Below are 18135 nucleotides of genomic sequence, written 5' to 3'. Positions count from 1 at the left end.
TTAGCCTTCCTTCTCGATCGTAGTTAAGCAATCGCGTAGGGCTGCGCCGTACTCGTATTTGCCAGGACAAACGAAGGTGCATAACGCTAAATCTTCTTCATCTAATTCAAGCGCACCTAATGAAATTGCACTGTCTAAATCACGAGACAATAAGTCACGTAATAAGAGCGTTGGCAAAATATCAAGTGGCATAACACGCTCATAGCTTCCAAGTGGAACCATGGCACGTTTTGAACCACCCGTAGACGTTGTCATTTTAAATAAACGACTCGGTGTAAGGTGAGACAAGAATGTACGCGTTACAGAGAATTTATCACTACCTGGTGCAATCCAGCCAAAAAATTCTTTTTCGCGACCTTCAAGTAATACAGATACTTGAACATGGTAACGACCTAAAAATGCATGAACGCCAGACGACGTAGCACCTGCAAGTACAGAACCAGAAATAACACGGTTATCACCGTCTTCTAATTCACCTGCAACTAAGTCATCAAGTGAAGCACCTAATTGTGTTTTCACTAAACGAGGATTCTTAACACGCGGACCTGCAAGCGAAATCACACGGTCTGTGTAAATTTCACCAGTAAGGAAAAGGTGACCATACGCAATAACGTCTTGGTAACCAATGTGCCAAACTTGCTTACTAGCAGATACTGGGTCAAGGTGATGGATATGAGTGCCAACAAGGCCAGCCGGATGCACGCCACCAAACTCATGTACTTCTACTTGAGCAATAGGTGAACTAGGAACTTGACTACCTGCTTGCTTACAAACAAATACTTTGCCATCGGTTAAACGTGACACAACAGCCAAACCTGCTTCAAACGCTTTCGCATTTTCAGCAATAATTACTGCAGGATCTGCAGCAAGTGGATTGGTATCGATAGCTGTCACAAAAATAGAGCTCGGATTTGCATCCAACGCCGCCACTTTACTAAATGGACGAGCACGAAGTGCTACCCATTGACCCGATTGAACTAGTACTTCTTTAGCTTTTTCACGGTCTAAGCTGTTAAGCTCAGTTTCCGAGAAAGAACCAAAGGTGATTTGCTCACTGCCGTTTACTTCAATAACAACAGATTGCAGAACACGTTTAGCACCGCGATTAATTTCTTTTACTGTACCAGAAGCTGGTGCAGTAAATAATACGCCTGGGTTCTTTTTATCTTCAAAAAGTACCTGGCCTTTTTTGACTTGGTCATCCACACGAACATGCATGGTTGGACGCATACCGATAAACTCTTCACCTAGCACAGCTACACGTTTGACGGTAGAACCATCATGAATAACTTGCTGAGGTGCGCCCTCTAAGGGTAAATCCAGACCTTTTTTTATATTGATCATACGCACTTGCACTACATTAACGGAAAGAAACTGAAAAATCGTACTAACCACGCCGCTATTTGTATTATTGCAAGCTATATAAAATGACTCGCTATAAATACCAAACAAGCAGCGCAGTAAAACTCCTCACATATTGCTTTGATTTTAACATTATTGTGGCTGACTATGCGAGTGTATTTATGAAAATTATACGAGAGAAACGTTTATTTAGTTTTGTAATTAACAATTAATAAAATACAAGCTAGACCAAAGTGGTAAATTAGCCAACAATTAGCAAATATTTTTTCAAATCAAAGCTAAAAACAAAAAAGCCGCACAAGGCGACTTTTTCAAAAATGCGCTATCAGCGACAAGTTAGTCAATCATATTGGCAATAGGTGCAACAGGATTTACATCTTGTTCATAATCAACCGCGTCAATACCAAAACCAAACAAGCGTAAAAATTCATTATGGTAACCAATATAATCGGTTAACTCATCAATTGAGTTTGTATCTACACTATCCCAAATGGCTTGAACGCGAGATTGAACGTCATCTTCCAGTTCTTTATAGTTTTGGAATAAATGCCCGCCCTCGTCAAAGCGAGGTGAATCACCGTATAAGTTCTCACTAAATAGCGCATGAATTTGCTCAATTGTGCCCTCGTAAGTGCCATCAGCCTTCATCACTTTAAATAAGGCAGAAATATAAAGTGGCATGATTGGAATTGCAGAGCTTGCTTGAGTAACAACCGCATTAAGCGATGAAACGTAGGCTTCACCATTTAAATCTTGGGTAGCAGCTTTAATAGCAGCAGTGGCACGGTCTAAATCTTCTTTGGCTTTTCCAATTGTTGCATGACCGTAAATTGGCCACGTTAGTTCTTTACCAATATAAGTGTAAGCCGTGGTTTTAAAGTTATCTGCGAGTACATCAGCGTCTTTAAGTGCGTCAATCCACATTTCCCAATCTTCGCCACCCATTACTTTAATGGTGTTGTCGATATCGTCTTGGTTTGCCGCTTCAACGGTTACTTCATCAATTTCACGCTTTGATGTATTTAAGTTTTTAGTGGTTACCGCATTACCAATTGGCTTAAGCGTTGAAGAAAACACTTCGCCGGTATTTGGATCAGTTCGACGAGGTGACGCTAAGCTGTAGATAATACAGTCAACTTTACCTAATTCAGCTTTAATGGTGTCGATTGTTTTTTGTTTAATTTCGTTAGAAAACGCATCACCATTAATATTTTTTGACCATAAACCTTCAGCTTCAGCGGCTGCTTGAAACGCCGCCGTATTATACCAACCCGCAGAACCTGTTTTACGCTCAGTGCCTTCTTTTTCAAAGAACACACCTAATGTTTTAGCGCCACCACCAAATGCAGCGGTAATGCGAGACGCTAGGCCATAACCTGTAGACGCACCAATAACTAATACATTTTTAGGTGCATTTTTTAATGCCCCTTGCTGCTTAACATAATTAATTTGTTCTTGTACATGCTCTGCACAGCCTACTGGGTGTGCATTGGTGCAGATAAATCCGCGAATTTTAGGCTTAATGACCATTGATCATCCTATATCTTTTACAATAAAAATTAGCGCTAGTTTAAAGGCTAAAACAAAAAAAACTGATCTGATCAGTTACGCTCTGCTCAAACCACCTTCTAGCTACCTGTTATCCAATTTTTGAGCCACCCATACAGTTAGGCGATTGCGGTGCCTCACCGTCGTGCTCAGTAAATTCTTCAGGGGTGTAAGTGTGCATCGCAAGCGCATGAATATGATTTGCCAACTCATCTTTTAAAATTTCGTTAATTTCACGATGACGCTGCAATAATCGCTTACCAGCAAATTCCTCACTGACTACAATCACTTTAAAGTGTGATTCAGTGCCTGCACTGTGCATATGGCTTTCGTTGATCACATTTAAATGCTTGCACGCAATCGCATCGGCTAGCTTGTTACGTATTTGTTCTTGCATTGACATAAAAACCATCCTCAAAATTCAGTTATGTCCTTACTATAACAACTGCGGCTATACCATGGCTAATGCTATTTAACTGAAACTATTATTAATATAGCGAAACGTTAAACTTATTCGAGGGTGTTTAAGCGTTGTTTGTTTGGGCAATGCATGTTGGTAATTTTGTTGGCTTTGGCCGCTCATTATTAAACAGCTACCACTTTGTAATTTAATGTTAGTAATGCTGTTACTTACTTTGTGTTTAAGTTTAAATAATCGCTCTGCGCCAAGCGATACACAGGCTATGATAGGCTCAGGCCCTAGCTGCGCCTCATCATCGCTATGCCAGCCCATACTATCGTGGCCATCACGATAATAATTAACCAAAATTGAATTAAACGGTTGCTGTAGGTGATTTTCTAAACGTGTTCGCATAGCAAGTAATACGTCTGGCCAAGGCTCTAAATCGAGTTTATGCCCAGAATAGCCGTACTCAAGATTCTCTTCGCTGATAAAACATTGCAACCTTGGTATTGGCCCCGTTTTGCCAAACACCGTTATATTTGGTTGTTGCCAATTTAAGTTTTGCTGCAAATAATAAAATAAATCGAGGCTTTTTTGCGCACTAAGCACCCTACTTTGATAAGAAAAGCCATTTGGTAACAGTTGGGGGTTGGCGTTTGGCGGTTGCATGTTAGAATTTACCTATCATTTGATTACCGATCATTAAACTATTATGACTACGCAAGCTACGCTCGGCGATAACACCTTTACTCTTGAACGCTTTCCTTTGGATCAAAAAAACCGCAGCTTACAAGCGTGGGATTCAGCAGACGAATACCTCATTGACTATGTTAATGAACACTACCCTGATTGTCGCTCATTGCTGATCTTAAACGACAGCTTTGGTGCACTTAGCTGTTACTTTAGCAAACAACAATTAACTGTTTGTTCAGTAAACGACTCATATATTAGCCATCAGGCGGCGGCTTATAACTTAGCGCAAAACAAAATCGCAACAACTGCGTTTAGCCAGCTTGATAGTTTATCGGCTCTACCTGAGCAAGTAGACCTAGTGTTGGTAAAAGTACCACGCACATTGGCTTTTTTACAGTATCAGTTATCTGAATTAAGCGAAGTGCTAGCACCTGGTACACCTGTTATTGGTGCTGCAAAAACTAAAGACGTGCATAACTCTACGATTAAAGCATTTGAAGATTTTATTGGTGAGACGAAAACAAGCCTCGCAGTAAAAAAATCACGTTTAATTATTAGCCAAGCCGCTGGCGGTTATAAAGGTGCAGATTTCCCAGTGAGCTGGCCGCTCGAAGGCACTGATTTTACAATAAGCAATCATGCCAATGTGTTTTCACGTGATTCACTTGATATTGGTGCGCGATTCTTTTTTAATTATTTGCCACAAACAAATAAAGCCAAAAATATTATTGATTTAGGCTGTGGCAATGGCGTAGTTGGTTTAATGACATTAGCGCGCTGTCCTAATGCTCATATTAGTTTTGTTGATGAGTCATATATGGCGGTTGAATCAGCTCGACTCAACATTGAGCTCAACATGGAAGACAAGTTTGAACAATGTACCTTTATAGAGAATGATTGTTTAACTGACTTTGAACGTGAAAGCGCTGATATTGTATTGTGTAATCCGCCATTTCACCAAGCACAAGCGGTTACCGACCACATAGCATGGCAAATGTTCAAGCAAGCAAAAGACACATTAAAAGAAGGTGGCGAGCTGCGTATTATTGGTAACCGCCATCTAGATTACCACGACAAACTAAACCGTATGTTTGGTAACTGTACTTTATTAGGCTCTAATAAAAAGTTTGTGGTACTCAGCGCAACTAAAAATAGTGGGACGTTATAAATGAAACTCTTAAAAGCATTATTGAGCTGTTGTACATTAGTGGTTTTTTCGGGGTGTGCCAATCAGCCTAATCAGCTTATTCTCAACCCTGTGTATAAAAGTGGTCAAATAAGCTCAATAAACAGCAGCTTAAACACCAGCGTGATTGATTTACGTGGTGACAGTGCAACCTTAAAGCTAATTGAATCGAGCAAAACCAAAACCATTGCCAGTACGGGTATTACTGAATCGGTTAAAAGTGCGCTAGACAGTGCACTGAGTCGCAATGGCGCTAGCATTTCTAATTTAGCGCAATTGCGTTTTGAGTTAGATATTCGCACGCTGCAAGCGGTAGTTACAGAAACGCTAATGAGCCATACCAGTGAAGCCAAGATTGAATTTGAAGTGCGGGTGATTCGCCCGACCAGTAATTTTAGTAAACGCTACAGCGGTAATGCTAATTTATCTGGCCCGCTTGGTCACGATAGGGCAAAAGTTGAAGGTCAGCTCAATAAGTTGACTGAGCAGTTAATTACCCGCATTGTATCTGACCCAGAATTAATTGCATTTTTAGAAGGTTAACAATGAAGCAACTTTTTTTAATCTGCGTAAGCTTATTATTTAGCGTTAGTAGCTTAGCGGCTCAAGAGGGTCGTTTTGTGCAAAAAGATAACATTTTTCCTCGGGTAGAAATTGTGACATCGTTGGGCAGCATTGTGGTTGAATTAGACCGCTCAAGAGCTCCTATTACGGTCAATAATTTTTTAACGTACGTGTCGGATAAAAGCTATCAAGGCAGTGTGTTTCATCGTGTAGAACGCGACGTAGAAAATGATCGTGACTTTGTAATTCAAGGCGGTGGTTATGATAAAGATTACGATGGCCTACATGAAAACGACCCTATTTTTAATGAAAGCGGTAACGGCTTAACAAACGATATGTATAGCATTGCGATGGCTTATCAAGACCGTGAACCACACTCAGGAACGCGTCAGTTCTTTTTTAATATGGATGATAACGATCATTTAAACCCTGGCCGTGATTGGGGATTTGCAGTGTTTGGCAGTGTGATGGAAGGCTATGAAACACTCGATAAAATCATGGCTGTAAAAACCGGATTTAATGACAAAATTGGCTACAACTTTGTACCCGAAAAACCGGTCGTTATATTAAATATTAAGGTGCTTGAGCAAGTTCCTTTATAACTTTTTTAATAAGAGCAGCCTTAGCTGCTCTTTGTATAAGCCAATGAGCCCTATGAATAGCACACTTTCTGTTAGCGAATACTTTTCTTATTTTAAAGATAAACGTTTGATTAATGTTTTTATATTTGGAATGAGCAGTGGCTTTCCGTGGGTATTAATTGGCTCAGTAATGTCGGCATGGCTTAAAGATGAAGGTTTGAGCCGCAGCATGATTGGCCTATTTGGCATTGTGTTTGGTGCCTACAGCATCAACTTTTTATGGTCACCTTTAATCGACCGCACTAAACTGCCCTTTTTATATAATTGGCTTGGTCAGCGCCGTAGTTGGATACTGTTTTGCCAAAGCTTTATTTTGCTTGGCACATTGCTACTTGCAGGACTTGATTTGAAAGCAAACCTAGCGGTTGCCGCCGCACTTTGCTTGTTAATCGCTATAGCCTCTGCCACGCAAGATATTGCAATTGACGCCTTTCGAATAGACACCCTTAGTGAAAATGAATCTCACAAAGCCACCGCGGCTGCTGCAATGGCCACCTCAGGTTGGTGGACTGGCTATGCTTTATTAGGAGCTGTGCCTTTTTACATGGCTGATATGCCAAATATTGACTGGCCACAGGTGTATTATTTTTTATCCGCGATTATGCTGTTATTAATTAGCTGTGTATTTTGGGCTAAAGAGCCACAATCAAATCGCGAAGCCGTACATGCCGAACTAGAACGTGTTTATCTTGAAAAACTCGCCGCAACTAAACAAACACCACTGACAAAAACGCTCGCATGGCTAGGCGTTACCGTGGTTGATCCGTTTAAAACCTTTTTTGCTAAAAATGGCGTTAAAACCGCGTTGGCGCTGCTGGCGTTTATTTTCTTATTTAAGATTGGTGAAGCATTTTTAGCGCGGATGTCGATTGTATTTTATAAAGAAGTTGGCTTTAGTAATACGCAAATAGCAAATTACTCAAAACTCGGCACGGGGTTAATCACCATTGTATTTGCCTTTTTGGGCAGTATTTTTAACCATAAATATGGCATTGTGAAAGGCTTATTTATTAGTGGCGTAGCCATGGCAGCATCTAACTTAATGTTTTCTTGGATTGCCTTAGCTGGTCCACAAGAGCACTTATATGCAATGGCAATTGTAGTTGATGGCTTTACCCAAGCTTGGTCTTTAGTGGCAATGGTTGCTTTTATATCTATGCTGTGTGACAGAGCGTTTAGCGCTACTCATTACGCACTACTAGCATCTCTGGGCAACTTAGGGCGTACGTTATTATCGAGTTACAGTGGCGTGGTTATTGATGATTGGCTAATGGGAAATTGGTCATTGTTCTTTGTATTAACTGCACTTATGGTTTTACCCTCATTAGTGTTTTTATTTCTAATTAGGCACAAACTATATTCACTAGAGCAAAATTATCATAAAAATACCTAATGCATCCCTGCACTAGTATTGGCTGTAGACGCTAATTTAACTTTACGATTACAGCCAAAAAGAAAGCGTTAGTCAGCTTTAATTAAGCTTAATGCTTCATACGGGTCGACTTCTAATGCATTACAGTAGCGAACAAACTCAATTACATCTAAACGACGTTCCTGATTTTCAATTTTGCCAATAAAAGAATGTGGCGTACCCAATATTTGCGCTAAGCTGCGCATGGTGTAGCCTTTTTCATGGCGTTTAGTTTTAAGCCACTTTGTTAATTTTGCATTTTCTTCCGAAGATACGGTTTTACCCATCATATACAACTCCTACTCGTTGTTTAAATATACATATAGCTAAGCGCTTAAAATCGCCAACACTGTAAACCTACAACCACTCACTAAAGCGCAGTGTAAACGCTTACAATTCAACCAATAAAAACGCTCAAATATGTATTAACACTTTATTATTGTGAAAAATGAAACCTTGCCCGTTTCACTCTTGGATACATTATATACCATTCACCGTTGATCTGAATGATTAATTAGTAATTATGCGATTAAAGTTTAACAACAAATATTTACTAACTCTGAATAAGGTTAAATATTTTATAACTTTTTTGTTTCATTTAAATATAAGCCGTTTATTATTAACTTATTATTTGCTTAAAAAGGCTAAATCATGTTTAGACTACTTTTTTTACTGCCTATTATTTTATGCTTGGGCTGGTACTTTTTTTTGCGCCATTATGCAATTCCAATCAAACAGGGTAAAAAAGGCTTTATCTATATTTTAGCTTTCTCTGCATTCGTACTTGGTTTTTTTGTGTTAATAATGCAAATAACAGAATACAGACCAACTGAGTTATGATTTTAAACACATAAAAAAACCGCTAATTAAGCGGTTTTTTTTCAAATAACGGTATCTTTACACGCTAAAACTAGCGCCACAGCCACACGTTGTTGTGGCATTAGGGTTAGAGACAAAAAAGCGTGCCCCTTCTAACCCTTCGGTGTAGTCTACTTCACCGTCAACTAAATACTGGATACTCATTGGGTCAATGACTAAGGTAACCCCGTTTTTAACAATTTCTAAATCGCCAGGATTCGCTTTTTCATCAAAAGTAAAACCGTATTGAAAACCTGAACAACCACCGCCTGTGACATAAACACGCAGTTTTAGATCTGGGTTTTCTTCTTCGTCGATTAACTGTTTAACACGCACAGCGGCTGCGTCGCTAAACTTAATGGGTAATTCTTCAGACATTTTATAACCCTCAATACCTTTATACTAATGCACCAGATTATCTAATACCTGAGTGTTTTAATCAAGTATAGTAAGCTCGCGTTTATAAGCTTTAATTAAAACAATGCGCGTTTAATCTGTTCTGTGAATCAATATACTATAAATTTAATTTAAATTAATCGGTTGTTAAAAATCTCAAGGACTTCCCTAGACTATTTTGATAAACTTGACGCCTAAAAATGCTACGGGGAAATAAAGCATGTGGCTTGAGCGACTGAGACGTCGATTAGCAAAACCAAAAACATCCGTACAATTATGCTTATTGGGCGTAAGTGCCGGATTAATTGCTGCATTTTTCATTATACTGTTTCGCCTAACCATTTTATTTTTTCAAAGCTTATTTTTAGAAACCCCTGACGACTTTACTACTCTCCCTACCCTAGAACGGGTATTAATGCCTTTGATTGCTGCACTTCTGATAGCCACATTTGCGGCTTTTACCGGCTTTAAACATTACCGCTTGGGTATCCCTTTTGTAATACACAGAATAAAACGTCATTACGGGCAAATGCCACTTTATAATACGGTTAACCAGTTTGTAGGCGGCGCGCTGGCACTGATCAGCGGTTTTTCTGTTGGCCGCGAAGGCCCCTCAGTGCATATGGGAGCAGCGGGGGCAAGCATATTAGCAAATAAACTACACTTACCCCACAACGCTATGCGTACCCTCAGTGGTTGTGGTGTTGCCGCGGGCATTGCTGCATCGTTCAACACCCCCCTGGCTGCGGTTATTTTTGTAATGGAAGTGGTGCTCAGAGAATACAAAGTGCATATTTTTGTGCCGATTATGCTCGCAGCCGTTACCGGCGCATTAGCAACACAGTTTGTATTTGGTGAGGGCTCAGAACTTGCGCTAATAACCATTGCCCCCTTAAGTGGGTGGCACTACCCCTATTTAATTTTATGCGGCATGGGATTAGGCGCGGTGGCTTATGCTTTTAATCAGAATTTAATGTTAATTATTAAAACCTTTAAACCACTTAGTATGTTTCCACGTTTAATGATTGCAGGGTGTATTGCCAGCTTAATTGCCTATGCAGTTCCACAAGCAATGGGCTCGGGTATGAGCGCTATCACTATTGCGGTTGAGTCACCTGAAAATATTCAACTACTCACCACTATTTTAATTGCTAAGTTATTAGCCACCTTATTTGCTATTGGCTTAGGTATTCCTGGTGGGTTGATAGGTCCGGTTATTGGGCTGGGCGTTTTAACCGGTACTTTAATGGCATTTTTTGCTCAATTTATTAGCCCCGGCACCGATATAGCCGGCACTTACGGGGTGCTGGGCATGGCAGGATTATTAGCGGCCACACTACACTCCCCCTTAGCGGCACTGACCACTGTGATGGAGCTGACCTCGTCACCGGAAATTATTGTGCCTGCGATGATCGTCATTACTACCGCCTACGTTACAGCTTTACAGGTATTTGGTAACCGCTCTATATTTTTACAGCAATTAGACTTTCAAGGGCTTCCCTATCATGTCTCTCCCGCCACTGAAGCCTTACAGAAAGTAGGAGTGATGGATGACATGGATGAAGACTTTAAACTGCTCTACTCCGACGATAAAGAGCAAATAAAAAACAGTCTAGATGCCATGGACAGTCAAACACCATTAATTGTATTTGATGAAGAAAATGGTTATCGCCTAGCTGAATATGACTTAAGTTTAATGTCTGATCAGGCGGTCAATATAAAATACATTAGCTTACAAGGTATTAGCAGCCAAGCCACCCTTGCAGATGCATTTGAAATTTTGAATGATAAACGAAGTGGTGCACTTTATGTATATAACTTATTAGATAATCAACAAATTATGGGATTACTAAGGTGGGATCAAATCCACCATATTTTAACCATACGTAACAGTTTACTTTAACAATAATGAGAACAATATGAGCGCATTATTAATCTACAAAACCTTGCACGTATTTTTTATGATTGCTTGGTTTGCCGGTATTTTTTACCTACCTCGACTTTTTGTTTATCACGCTATGAGTGAAGAAAAATCGTGTAACTCAATGCTAAAAGTAATGGAACGTCGGCTACTTTATTTTGTTACACCCTTTGCGGTGCTTACCGCAGTATTTGGCGTATTGACTATTGTTGAATACGGCCGAGAATGGTTTCGTTACAGCATGTGGCTGCATTACAAACTCGTGCTGGTGATTATTTTATATATTTATCATGGCTACTGTTTCAAATTGTTAGCTGATTTTAAACACGATAGAAATACCAAAAGCGATCGGTTTTATCGCATTTTCAACGAGCTACCTGTTTTAGCGCTACTCGTTATTGTCGCTTTGGCGATTATTAAGCCAAGCTTTTAGCAAAGGCTTATAAATTACGCTGCCAAGTCGCATACTAAGTTTGTATAATACGCGCGATTGCGTGCTCCTTTGTGGATTATCGCGCCTTTTTGAATAACTAGGAATAACCCCATGTTCAGTTTCCAAGGTGAAAATATACTCTCTGTTAATCAACTCGACCGAGACTGTATTGAACGCATATTTGCTGTGGCAAAAAAAATGGAGCCATACGCTAAAAAACAAAAGCGGACCAACGTGCTTGAAGGCGCTATTTTAGCAAATCTGTTTTTTGAACCCAGTACACGTACTCGTGTTAGTTTTGGCACTGCGTTTAACTTACTCGGTGGACTAGTTCGTGAAACCACCGGCATGCAAAGCTCTGCGCTTGCTAAGGGCGAATCACTTTATGATACCGCACGAGTTATTTCAGCTTATGCTGATGCTGTTGCTATGCGCCATCCTGACTCAGGCTCGGTAGCTGAATTTGCAACAGGTTGCAGCGTACCAGTAATAAACGGTGGTGACGGACCCAATGAGCACCCTACCCAAGCATTGCTTGATTTATTAACTATTGAGCGTGAACTTAACCGCTTCGATCAAAATATCGATGGTATGCATATTGCGCTAGTCGGCGATTTAAAATATGGCCGTACTGTTCACTCACTCTCTAAGTTACTGTGCCATTACAAAGACATTAAGTTTTCGATGGTTGCCCCTAATGGCTTGCAAATGCCTGACTCAATTTTATCTGCGATTGAAAATGCCGGTCATAAAATTGAACTGGTAGATAAAATGGAAGGTAACTTAGCAGCCGATATCGTTTATCAAACACGAATCCAAGAAGAGCGTTTTCCATCACAAGAAGAAGCTAATAAGTATCGTGGTGGATTTAGAATTAGCCAGTCTATTTATAATACTCATTGCAAACCTAATTCAGTATTAATGCACCCGCTTCCTCGCGATAGTCGCCTAGAGGCAAACGAACTTGATAACGACTTAAATGCTAACGACAATCTAGCGATATTCCGCCAAGTACAAAATGGCGTACTCATTCGTATGGCACTGTTTGCTTTAACCCTCGACGTAGAAAACAAAGTCGAGCAGTATGAAGTAAGCGTTCCTTGGTTTAGCCGCAAACGCGACAGCTAAGCTTTAATTTTAAAGTGATAAAACAATAGGATTTTTCATGACAATTAGCCAAGACTTATTTAAACGAGCTCAAGACTCTATTCCTGGTGGAGTAAATTCGCCAGTGCGTGCATTTAATGGTGTAGGTGGTACTCCGCTGTTTATTACTAAAGCACAGGGCGCGTTTACATTTGATGCTGATGGCAACCGTTACATCGATTATGTAGGCTCTTGGGGTCCAATGATTATGGGCCACAATCACCCTGAAATTAAACAAGCAGTGCATGACGCGGTAGAAAATGGTTTAAGCTACGGAGCGCCTACTGAAGCTGAAATTTTAATGGCTGAAAAAGTAAAAGAGCTAGTACCATCAATCGAAAAAGTACGCATGGTGAGCTCTGGTACTGAAGCAACAATGAGTGCAATTCGTTTAGCCCGTGGTTTTACTGGTCGTGACAAAATCTTAAAATTTGAAGGGTGTTACCACGGCCATGCAGACTCATTACTAGTAAAAGCCGGCTCTGGCGCATTAACTATGGGTGTACCTAACTCTCCAGGTATTCCTGAAGATTTAGCTAAGCACACACTCACCGTTTCGTTTAACAATATTGAAGAAGTGAAAGCGATTTTTGCCAAGTACGCCGATGAAATCGCGTGTATTATTGTTGAACCAGTTGCCGGTAACATGAACTGTATTCCACCAGTGCCCGGCTTTTTAGAAGGTCTGCGTGAAGTATGTGATCAGTATCAATCCGTGCTTATTTTTGATGAAGTAATGACAGGTTTTCGTGTCGCCCTTGGTGGCGCTCAAGCGTATTACAACATCAAACCAGACTTAACCTGTTTAGGTAAAGTAATTGGTGGTGGCATGCCAGTAGGCGCGTTTGGTGGTAAAACAGAAATCATGGATTACATAGCTCCTGTAGGCCCTGTTTATCAAGCGGGTACACTTTCAGGTAACCCTATTGCGATGGCAGCAGGCTTAAAATCACTTGAACTACTAAGCGCTCCTGGCGTGCATGATAAGTTAGAAGCCATTAGTAAAGCGATTTGTGAAGGCTTTGAAGCCGCAGCTAAAAAAGCAGGTATTGCCTTAACGACTAACTACGCTGGCGGTATGTATGGCTTTTTCTTCACCGATGCAGAAAAAGTAACTACTTACAAACAAGCCACTGAATGTGATTTAGAGCGCTTTAAAAAGTTCTTCCACTTAATGCTTGAAGAAGGGGTTTATTTAGCGCCTTCAGCGTTTGAAGCTGGTTTTGTGTGTGCTGCGCACACAGAGCAAGAAGTTCAAGCAACGATTGAAGCAGCAGAGCGCGCTTTTGCTAAGCTATAACGTTTAGTTTTTAAAAACGCTTACCCATAAAAAAAGCCCTTTCGGGCTTTTTTTGTTTTTACTATTTAACGAATACATTCTGGTCTTGGTTTAAACTCACTGGCTCTAAGTGGCAGTTGAATCACTTTGCCACAGCCCGGTGGTGCTTGCTTCCCAGTTTGCTCGTTTACAAATGCCCACCTAATTGAAGGCGGACGGGTATCGGCAATTGCTTGCGGGTTTAGCGGTTTTAAATAACGAATATAGGTTTCAAGCGCGCCAACACTGCCGGTTAAGCCGGTGCTTTTATTATCGTCACGGCCTATCCATGCAACCGTTACTGTATTTTGATCAAATCCAGCAAACCAGCTGTCGCGTAATTCATTACTGGTGCCTGTTTTACCTGCCAACTGGATTGACGGAAAATGTAAGTTTAAGCGCTTAGCGGTGCCATCTTTAGTTACTCGCTTCATAGCATATTTGGTCATGTACATGGCATCTTTATCAAAGCGTTGCTCGTTAATTACTTTGTGCTTATAAAGTACTTTACCAACAGAGTCGGTTAACGCAGAAATAGACGTCAGCTCTCTGTATTCACCGTCTGCTGCAATCGTAGTATAAAGCTGTGCCACTTCAAAGCTCGACATTTCAATAGCCCCTAATAATAACGATGGGTATTCATTAATATAGCCTTTAGCTCCTAATCCCCTGAGCGTGTTAGCCACTTTATCCACGCCTACATCAAGCCCTAAGTTAACTGCCGGTATATTAATACTGTGGCTAAATGCTTTATAAAGAGGCATGGCACCACGGTATTGATGATCAAAGTTTTCTGGCTGCCATACGTTACCCTCCTCGTTGGTGACTTGAACAGGCGAGTCATCAAGTAACGTCGCTAAGTTATAATGAGGAAGCTGCAGTGCACTTAAATACACTGCAGGTTTAACTAATGAGCCAATATTTCGTTTGGTATCGAGCACGCGGTTAAATCCTGAGTAGCGTACATCACGTCCAGCGACTAACGCTGATACACCGGCTTTTTCAACATTAACGGAGATCATCGCCGCTTCTAACTCTTTGGTATTTGGACGTCTTTCTAAATAAGGTAAACTGGCCTGAATCGACTCTTCCATCGCGGTTTGTTTTTGTAAATCAAAGTAGGTAAATACACGCACACCCGCATCCAATACGTCTTGATCGGGTAGTAGCTGTTTAAGCTCGCGATTAACCAACTCTAAGTAACCTGGATAAGACTTTTGCAAGCTGGCTTTCATTGGTGCAATATCAATTGCGCGCTTTAACGAGGCTCTATACTCTTTAGTAGAAATAAGTTTGTTATCGACCATTAAACGCAGCACTAGGTCACGACGATCCATCGCACGTTCTTTGTAACGTCTAGGATTGTAATAAGATGGGCCTTTAACCATAGCCACCAGCAAGGCAATTTGGTCGTACTCGAGTTCATCAACAGGTTTGGCAAAGTAAAACTCGGCGGCCAGCCCCATTCCATGTACTCCTTGGTTGTATGACTGACCTAAGTACACTTCGTTTAAATAGGCTTCGAGAATCTGATCTTTTGAGTAACGGTAATCAAGAATAAGCGCAATAAAGGCTTCATTAATTTTACGCACTAACGAACGCTCACGGGTGAGGTAAATATTTTTAGCCAGCTGCTGGGTTAATGTACTCCCCCCTTGCACGGTGCGCCCTGCGCGAATATTGGTATACAAAGCGCGTAAAATTGAAAATACCGATACACCATGATGATCATAAAAATCGCGGTCTTCAACTACTAATAAGGTATTTTTAAGCATGTCAGGAAATTTATCTAATGGTACAAACTCTCTATCTTGTTTTGAGTCATTACCAATACGGGCTATTTGTACAGGCTCTAATCTGGCAGTGTTTAAGCGACGGCCAAACTTATCTTTAATACTGGCTACCTTCTCTCCAGAGAAACGCAACTCAATAACATGAGCGCTCTCTAAACCATCATAAAATTCAAAGTCACGACGAAAAATCTTAATACTATTGGCTGTTTTAATATACTGCCCAGTCCGGCTTAAGCGATTAACTGGCGTGTAGTTTAAGCGCTTAAGCTCCCATAATACTTCTTGCTCTGATAAAAACTGGCCTGGAAAAAACGTCATTGAGCGAGCATACACTTGTGCCGGAAGTTGCCATTTATTACCTTCAAACTGGCGAGTTATTTTTGCATCAAGGTAAATAAAATAAAGTGCAATGGCGATAAACGTCGCCAGACTCAGTTTCCAAAAAATAGAAAACAACGTTTTAAAAAGTGGCCGTTTTGTGGTACTTGAAGTTTTTTTAGTCGCACTTTTTCGCGCAGATGACTTAGTAGCGCGCTTAGTCGAGGGTTTACTGGTCGATGTTTTCTTTTTTTCAGCCATTTAAGTGTAATATATTCCGAAGGTTAATTTAACGCGAGGAGCTTATCACATTACTCTAGCACCTGAAAAATTAACCTCCCCTGAAATCAAAAAAGCCCTAACAGAGTCGGGCTTTGATTGAACACACAATACTTTTAATTAATTACTTCTAACTGATACAAACTCTGGATAAGCATCAATACCACAATCGTGTTGATCCATACCGTTTAACTCTTCTTCTTCGGTAACACGAATACCCATGGTTTGCTTGAGGATTGCCCATACAATGAATGAAGCAATAAACACAAAACCAATAATACATAGTAGGCCAATCAACTGATTAACAATGCTAGCCTCAGCATTAGTAACAGGTACTAGCACGACACCTAGGATGCCACACACACCATGAACAGAAATAGCACCCACGGGATCATCTATCTTCGCTTTGTCCAGTGCGACAATACTAAGTATCACTAATGAGCCACCTAGTAAGCCAAATAAACACGCCATTAGTGGTGATGGTGATAATGGGTCTGCAGTAATAACCACTAAGCCTGCAAGTGCACCATTAAGTACCATGGTTAAATCAGCTTTGCCCCATAACAGTTTACATAAGAACAAGGCTGAAATTGCGCCCATAGCTGCAGCAGCGTTGGTATTAAGTAATATTTGACCTACCGCTGTTGCGTTTTCTTTATCTGAAATTAATAACTGTGATCCGCCGTTAAAGCCAAACCAACCCATCCATAAAATGAATGTGCCTAATGTAGCAAGCGGCAAATTTGAACCTGGAATTGGGTAAATTTCACCATTTTTACCATATTTACCTTTACGTGCACCCAGTAGAATTACACCCGCAAGCGCTGCAGCCGCACCCGTTGCATGGACAATGGCAGAGCCTGCAAAATCAACAAAGCCTAATTCAGATAAGAAGCCGCCACCCCATGTCCAGTAACCTTCAATTGGGTAAATTAATCCTGTAAGTACTACTGTAAACACTAAGAAAGCCCATAACTTCATACGCTCTGCTACGGCGCCAGATACAATAGACATGGCCGTTGCAACAAACACTACTTGGAAGAAAAAGTCAGATTCTAGTGAATGATTAGCATCTGCCGCTTGGCTACCTATTAGCCCACCAAACGAAGGAATAACGCCGCCTTCAACATTATCTACGTACATAATGTTGTAGCCTATCAACAAAAACATAGTACACGCGATAGAATAAAGCGCGATATTTTTAGTTAGAATTTCTGTGGTATTTTTAGAGCGCACTAAACCCGCTTCTAACATTGCAAAACCGGCTGCCATCCACATGACTAAGATACCAGACATTAAAAAGTAAAACGTATCGAGCGAAAATTTCAGCTCTATAATTGTATTTTCCATGTTGCCCCCTTAAATTGCATCATCATCAAGCTCGCCAGTACGAATACGGACGATTTGGTCTAGGTCGTAAACAAAAATTTTGCCGTCACCAATTTTGCCCGTTCCAGCGACTTTGGTAATGGTTTCTACAACGCGTTGGCAATTTTCACTACGAGTAGCAATTTCAAGTTTAATTTTAGGTATAAAGTCAACCTGATATTCAGCACCACGGTATAACTCAGTATGCCCTCTTTGACGTCCAAATCCCTTAACGTCAACCACTGTCATTCCTTCGATGCCTAAATCAGCGAGTGCTTCACGCACATCATCTAGTTTGAATGGCTTTATTATTGCACTGATCATTTTCACAAAGGCCCCCTTAGGACGCTAGCTTGTTATTGTATTTCCTCTATACAATCCAACCTTTGTGCCATTTTTTAATTAATAATAAAAACATGAACTTAAAAAAATAAATAATATATAAAACAAAAAGGCGCACCATTTAGGTGCGCTTTTTTTATGCAAAATGCAGGATT

General features: G+C 40.6%; 18 protein-coding genes. 9 read left to right on the top strand and 9 right to left on the bottom strand.

Annotated features, from left to right (window positions below):
- The 4 genes from A9479_RS10545 to A9479_RS10530 all read right to left on the bottom strand — a co-directional run bounded on the left by A9479_RS10545 (position 1) and on the right by A9479_RS10530 (position 3982).
- Positions 1-1344 (bottom strand): Na(+)-translocating NADH-quinone reductase subunit A, encoded by a 1344-nt coding sequence (locus tag A9479_RS10545; protein ID WP_013464348.1) that lies wholly within the window; start codon positions 1342-1344, stop codon positions 1-3.
- Between the two features lie 354 nt (positions 1345-1698).
- Positions 1699-2892, bottom strand: coding sequence for an enoyl-ACP reductase FabV (fabV, locus tag A9479_RS10540; protein WP_064663391.1), 1194 nt, complete (start codon positions 2890-2892; stop codon positions 1699-1701).
- A 109-nt stretch (positions 2893-3001) separates the two neighbouring features.
- Positions 3002-3313: a BolA family transcriptional regulator gene (locus A9479_RS10535; protein ID WP_013464345.1), complete on the bottom strand. Its 312-nt coding sequence runs from the start codon at positions 3311-3313 to the stop codon at positions 3002-3004.
- Positions 3314-3382: 69 nt separating this feature from the next.
- A complete protein-coding gene (locus tag A9479_RS10530; protein WP_064663390.1) occupies positions 3383-3982 on the bottom strand; it encodes an alpha-ketoglutarate-dependent dioxygenase AlkB in 600 nt (199 codons plus the stop codon).
- 43 nt (positions 3983-4025) lie between these two features.
- On the opposite strand from A9479_RS10530, the gene A9479_RS10525 reads away from it, so the two are divergent.
- From A9479_RS10525 to A9479_RS10510, 4 genes are read left to right on the top strand one after another with little or no spacing between them, the layout of a single operon-like run.
- Positions 4026-5174, top strand: coding sequence for a methyltransferase (locus tag A9479_RS10525; protein WP_013464343.1), 1149 nt, complete (start codon positions 4026-4028; stop codon positions 5172-5174).
- Positions 5175-5735 (top strand): YajG family lipoprotein, encoded by a 561-nt coding sequence (locus tag A9479_RS10520; protein ID WP_064663389.1) that lies wholly within the window; start codon positions 5175-5177, stop codon positions 5733-5735.
- Positions 5736-5737: 2 nt separating this feature from the next.
- Complete coding sequence (locus tag A9479_RS10515; protein ID WP_013464341.1) at positions 5738-6358, top strand: peptidylprolyl isomerase; 621 nt, start codon at positions 5738-5740, stop codon at positions 6356-6358.
- A gap of 52 nt (positions 6359-6410) precedes the next feature.
- Positions 6411-7790, top strand: a complete 1380-nt coding sequence (locus A9479_RS10510) for an MFS transporter (protein WP_016899368.1) — start codon at positions 6411-6413, stop codon at positions 7788-7790.
- A 68-nt stretch (positions 7791-7858) separates the two neighbouring features.
- Here the strand turns inward: A9479_RS10510 and A9479_RS10505 are convergent, their stop codons facing one another.
- Positions 7859-8098 (bottom strand): helix-turn-helix domain-containing protein, encoded by a 240-nt coding sequence (locus A9479_RS10505; RefSeq protein WP_008111877.1) that lies wholly within the window; start codon positions 8096-8098, stop codon positions 7859-7861.
- Positions 8099-8459: 361 nt separating this feature from the next.
- On the opposite strand from A9479_RS10505, the gene A9479_RS20090 reads away from it, so the two are divergent.
- Positions 8460-8648 (top strand): hypothetical protein, encoded by a 189-nt coding sequence (locus A9479_RS20090; RefSeq protein ID WP_013464338.1) that lies wholly within the window; start codon positions 8460-8462, stop codon positions 8646-8648.
- Positions 8649-8705: 57 nt separating this feature from the next.
- Here the strand turns inward: A9479_RS20090 and erpA are convergent, their stop codons facing one another.
- A complete protein-coding gene (erpA, locus tag A9479_RS10495; protein WP_002958911.1) occupies positions 8706-9044 on the bottom strand; it encodes an iron-sulfur cluster insertion protein ErpA in 339 nt (112 codons plus the stop codon).
- Between the two features lie 238 nt (positions 9045-9282).
- Here erpA and A9479_RS10490 point away from each other — a divergent pair, with 238 nt between their 5' ends.
- The 4 genes from A9479_RS10490 to hemL all read left to right on the top strand — a co-directional run bounded on the left by A9479_RS10490 (position 9283) and on the right by hemL (position 13862).
- Positions 9283-10965: a chloride channel protein gene (locus tag A9479_RS10490; protein ID WP_016899367.1), complete on the top strand. Its 1683-nt coding sequence runs from the start codon at positions 9283-9285 to the stop codon at positions 10963-10965.
- A gap of 16 nt (positions 10966-10981) precedes the next feature.
- The gene (locus A9479_RS10485) at positions 10982-11416 is read left to right on the top strand and encodes a CopD family protein (RefSeq protein ID WP_010391077.1); all 435 of its coding nucleotides are present in this window, start codon (positions 10982-10984) and stop codon (positions 11414-11416) included.
- 111 nt (positions 11417-11527) lie between these two features.
- Positions 11528-12544 carry an aspartate carbamoyltransferase gene (locus tag A9479_RS10480; protein ID WP_064663388.1) on the top strand — a complete coding sequence of 339 codons (1017 nt, stop codon included), beginning with the start codon at positions 11528-11530 and terminating at the stop codon, positions 12542-12544.
- Positions 12545-12581: 37 nt separating this feature from the next.
- Entirely contained in the window at positions 12582-13862 is a 1281-nt protein-coding gene (gene hemL, locus A9479_RS10475; protein ID WP_024601882.1) for a glutamate-1-semialdehyde 2,1-aminomutase, read from the top strand.
- Positions 13863-13927: 65 nt separating this feature from the next.
- Here the strand turns inward: hemL and mrcB are convergent, their stop codons facing one another.
- From mrcB to A9479_RS10460, 3 genes are all read right to left on the bottom strand, one after another.
- Positions 13928-16252, bottom strand: coding sequence for a penicillin-binding protein 1B (mrcB, locus tag A9479_RS10470; RefSeq protein WP_064663387.1), 2325 nt, complete (start codon positions 16250-16252; stop codon positions 13928-13930).
- Between the two features lie 138 nt (positions 16253-16390).
- Positions 16391-17620: an ammonium transporter gene (locus tag A9479_RS10465; RefSeq protein WP_028835487.1), complete on the bottom strand. Its 1230-nt coding sequence runs from the start codon at positions 17618-17620 to the stop codon at positions 16391-16393.
- A gap of 9 nt (positions 17621-17629) precedes the next feature.
- The gene (locus A9479_RS10460) at positions 17630-17968 is read right to left on the bottom strand and encodes a P-II family nitrogen regulator (RefSeq protein ID WP_010391070.1); all 339 of its coding nucleotides are present in this window, start codon (positions 17966-17968) and stop codon (positions 17630-17632) included.
- Between the last annotated feature and the right edge of the window lie 167 nt (positions 17969-18135).

This window comes from Pseudoalteromonas sp. MQS005 (assembly GCF_001661605.1).
Classification (GTDB): domain Bacteria; phylum Pseudomonadota; class Gammaproteobacteria; order Enterobacterales; family Alteromonadaceae; genus Pseudoalteromonas; species Pseudoalteromonas tetraodonis.
This window is presented reverse-complemented; position numbering and strand designations above follow the sequence as displayed.

Bases quoted from the DNA above. Each gene is read 5' to 3' on its own strand.
- A9479_RS10545 (WP_013464348.1), bottom strand. From the start codon at position 1,344: ATGATCAATATAAAAAAAGGTCTGGATTTACCCTTAGAGGGCGCACCT.
- fabV (WP_064663391.1), bottom strand. From the start codon at position 2,892: ATGGTCATTAAGCCTAAAATTCGCGGATTTATCTGCACCAATGCACAC.
- A9479_RS10535 (WP_013464345.1), bottom strand. From the start codon at position 3,313: ATGTCAATGCAAGAACAAATACGTAACAAGCTAGCCGATGCGATTGCG.
- A9479_RS10530 (WP_064663390.1), bottom strand. From the start codon at position 3,982: ATGCAACCGCCAAACGCCAACCCCCAACTGTTACCAAATGGCTTTTCT.
- A9479_RS10525 (WP_013464343.1), top strand. From the start codon at position 4,026: ATGACTACGCAAGCTACGCTCGGCGATAACACCTTTACTCTTGAACGC.
- A9479_RS10520 (WP_064663389.1), top strand. From the start codon at position 5,175: ATGAAACTCTTAAAAGCATTATTGAGCTGTTGTACATTAGTGGTTTTT.
- A9479_RS10515 (WP_013464341.1), top strand. From the start codon at position 5,738: ATGAAGCAACTTTTTTTAATCTGCGTAAGCTTATTATTTAGCGTTAGT.
- A9479_RS10510 (WP_016899368.1), top strand. From the start codon at position 6,411: ATGAATAGCACACTTTCTGTTAGCGAATACTTTTCTTATTTTAAAGAT.
- A9479_RS10505 (WP_008111877.1), bottom strand. From the start codon at position 8,098: ATGATGGGTAAAACCGTATCTTCGGAAGAAAATGCAAAATTAACAAAG.
- A9479_RS20090 (WP_013464338.1), top strand. From the start codon at position 8,460: ATGTTTAGACTACTTTTTTTACTGCCTATTATTTTATGCTTGGGCTGG.
- erpA (WP_002958911.1), bottom strand. From the start codon at position 9,044: ATGTCTGAAGAATTACCCATTAAGTTTAGCGACGCAGCCGCTGTGCGT.
- A9479_RS10490 (WP_016899367.1), top strand. From the start codon at position 9,283: ATGTGGCTTGAGCGACTGAGACGTCGATTAGCAAAACCAAAAACATCC.
- A9479_RS10485 (WP_010391077.1), top strand. From the start codon at position 10,982: ATGAGCGCATTATTAATCTACAAAACCTTGCACGTATTTTTTATGATT.
- A9479_RS10480 (WP_064663388.1), top strand. From the start codon at position 11,528: ATGTTCAGTTTCCAAGGTGAAAATATACTCTCTGTTAATCAACTCGAC.
- hemL (WP_024601882.1), top strand. From the start codon at position 12,582: ATGACAATTAGCCAAGACTTATTTAAACGAGCTCAAGACTCTATTCCT.
- mrcB (WP_064663387.1), bottom strand. From the start codon at position 16,252: ATGGCTGAAAAAAAGAAAACATCGACCAGTAAACCCTCGACTAAGCGC.
- A9479_RS10465 (WP_028835487.1), bottom strand. From the start codon at position 17,620: ATGGAAAATACAATTATAGAGCTGAAATTTTCGCTCGATACGTTTTAC.